Source organism: Streptomyces colwelliae, from assembly GCF_048158785.1.
Lineage (GTDB): Bacteria > Actinomycetota > Actinomycetes > Streptomycetales > Streptomycetaceae > Streptomyces.
Genome location: NZ_JBLTJC010000706.1, coordinates 1 through 2276, shown reverse-complemented (window position 1 = coordinate 2276; position 2276 = coordinate 1). Strand labels below are relative to the sequence as shown.

At 74.0% G+C, this 2276-nt stretch carries 1 protein-coding gene and 1 pseudogene; both read right to left on the bottom strand.

Annotation, left to right across the window (positions count from 1 at the left end):
- Nucleotides 1-1102, bottom strand: a 1102-nt coding sequence (gene hemW, locus ACNFOC_RS53430; protein WP_416966174.1) for a radical SAM family heme chaperone HemW, incomplete at its 3' end; no start/stop codon positions are given.
- A 31-nt stretch (nt 1103-1133) separates the two neighbouring features.
- Nucleotides 1134-2138: pseudogene (locus tag ACNFOC_RS53425) on the bottom strand (PP2C family protein-serine/threonine phosphatase); the annotation flags it as partial.
- Nucleotides 2139-2276: the final 138 nt, after the last annotated feature.

Below are 2276 nucleotides of genomic sequence, written 5' to 3'. Positions count from 1 at the left end.
CCTCCGGCCGGAGCAGGTCCAGCGGGGCGCCCTCCCGGAGGCGTAGTTCCAGGAGGATGCGCTCCACCCGGCGGTCCTCCGCGGAGAGGATCTCGCGGCCGGCGCCCGGTGAGCGGCCCGCCGCCAGCGCCCCCGCGTACGCCCCCGGGTGCTTGACGTTCCACCACCGCACACCGCCCACGTGCGAGTGCGCCCCGGGGCCCGCGCCCCACCAGTCGGCGCCGCGCCAGTACAGCTCGTTGTGGAGACAACGGCCGGAATTCGACGTCGCCCAGTTCGAGACCTCGTACCAGTCGAAGCCCGCCGCCGACATCACCTCGTCCGCGATCAGATAGCGGTCGGCGTGGACGTCGTCGTCCGTCATGGGGACCTCGCCGCGGCGGATGCGGCGGGCGAGCTGGGTGCCCTCCTCGACGATCAGGGCGTACGCGCTGATGTGGTCGGGGCCCGCGCCGAGGGCGGAGTCGAGGGAGGCGCGCCAGTCGTCGTCGCTCTCGCCGGGGGTGCCGTAGATCAGGTCGAGGTTGACATGGTCGAAGCCGGCCGCGCGGGCCTCCGCGACGCAGGCCTCGGGGCGGCCGGGGGTGTGGGTGCGGTCGAGGATCTTCAGTACGTGCTGTTTCGCGCTCTGCATGCCGAAGGAGACGCGGTTGAAGCCGCCGTCGCGGAGGGCCGCGAGGTAGGCGGGGTCCACCGACTCCGGGTTCGCCTCCGTCGTGATCTCCGCGTCCGGTGCCAGCCCGAACTCGTCGCGGATCGCGCCCAGCATCCGTACGAGATCGCCCGCCGCGAGCAGTGTGGGGGTGCCGCCGCCGACGAAGACCGTGCGGACCGGGCGGGGGTCGTCGCCGAGGACCTTGCGGGCCAGGCGGACCTCGTCGATCAGGGTGTCCGCGTAGTTGTCGCGGGAGGCCAGCACTCCGCCCGTGCCGCGCAGCTCGGTCGCCGTGTAGGTGTTGAAGTCGCAGTAGCCGCAGCGGGTCGCGCAGTACGGGACGTGCAGATAGAACCCGAGGGGGCGGTCGGCCGATCCGGCGAGCGCCTGCGCGGGCAGGGCGCCGTCGTCGGGGACGGGATCGCCGTCGGGGAGTGCGGAAGGCATGTCCTCCATTGTCCAGCACCCGTACGACTGTCTACTCCGCCTGGAGCACCAGCAGCGCCATGTCGTCCTCCGGGGGACGGCCGCCGAACTCGTGCACCAGGCGTTTGATGCGCTCCGCGATCAACTCGGCGCTCAGTCCCGCGCACCCGGCGAGCGCGGTCGCCAGCCCGTCGCCGTCGTCGAACTGGACCGAGCCGGAGCGCCGCTCGGTCACCCCGTCCGTGACGCACAACAGGCTGTCGCCGGGCCGCAGTTCGAAGGTCTCGCTGGTGTACGTCGCGTCCTCGATGACCCCGAGGAGGGTCTGCGGGCGGGCTGCCGTACCGACGCCGCCGTCCGGTCCGAGGAGCAGCGGCAGCGGGTGTCCGGCGGAGGCGAGGGTGCAGCGGACGCCGCCGTCGAAGGGGACCAGCTCGCCGTAGAGGAGGGAGAGGAAGCGGGGGCCGTCGCCGACCGGGCCCGGCATGCCGCCCGCCGCCACGAGCGCGTGGGCGGCCGCGTCGGCGGCCTCGGTGGCGTCGTCGAGGAGGAGCTGGTTGAGGCGGTCGAGGACGTCGGCGACGCCGTAGCCCTCGCGGGCGAGGAGCCGTAGCCAGGGGCGGGCCAGGCCGATGACCACGGCGGCCTCGGGGCCCTTGCCCTGGACGTCGCCGAGGGCGAAGCACCAGCGGCCGTCGCCGGCCGGGAAGAGGTCGTAGAAGTCGCCGCTGGGGCCGCCCTTGTCGCAGGGTTCGTAGACGAGGGCGCTGTGCAGGCCGGGGATCTCGGCGACCGCGCCGGGCAGCAGGCCGCGCTGGAGGACGCGGCTGATGGTGGCCTGGCGCGCGTACTGGCGGGCCGCGCCGATCGCGAGCGCGACGCGGCGGCTGAGGTCCTCGACCAGGCCGGTGACCTCGTCGGGGAAGCGCGGCAGCCCGGACCGCCCGATGACCAGCGTGCCGAGCGGCCGCCCGCCCGCGATCAGCCGGTACGACAGTGCCGCGCCGTACGTCCCGTGCGGGCCGAGGGCGTCGGCGGGCCAGGGGTAGGACACGGGCCGCAGGGAGTGCGAGGGCGAGCTGCTGCTCGATCACGGCACGCTGCACCGTACGTCGGCTCTGCGCCAAGTAGCGCAGATAGTCCCGGCGTTCGCCGCGCAGCCGCTGCTTGCGGTCGCCGGCCTTGCGCATGACCT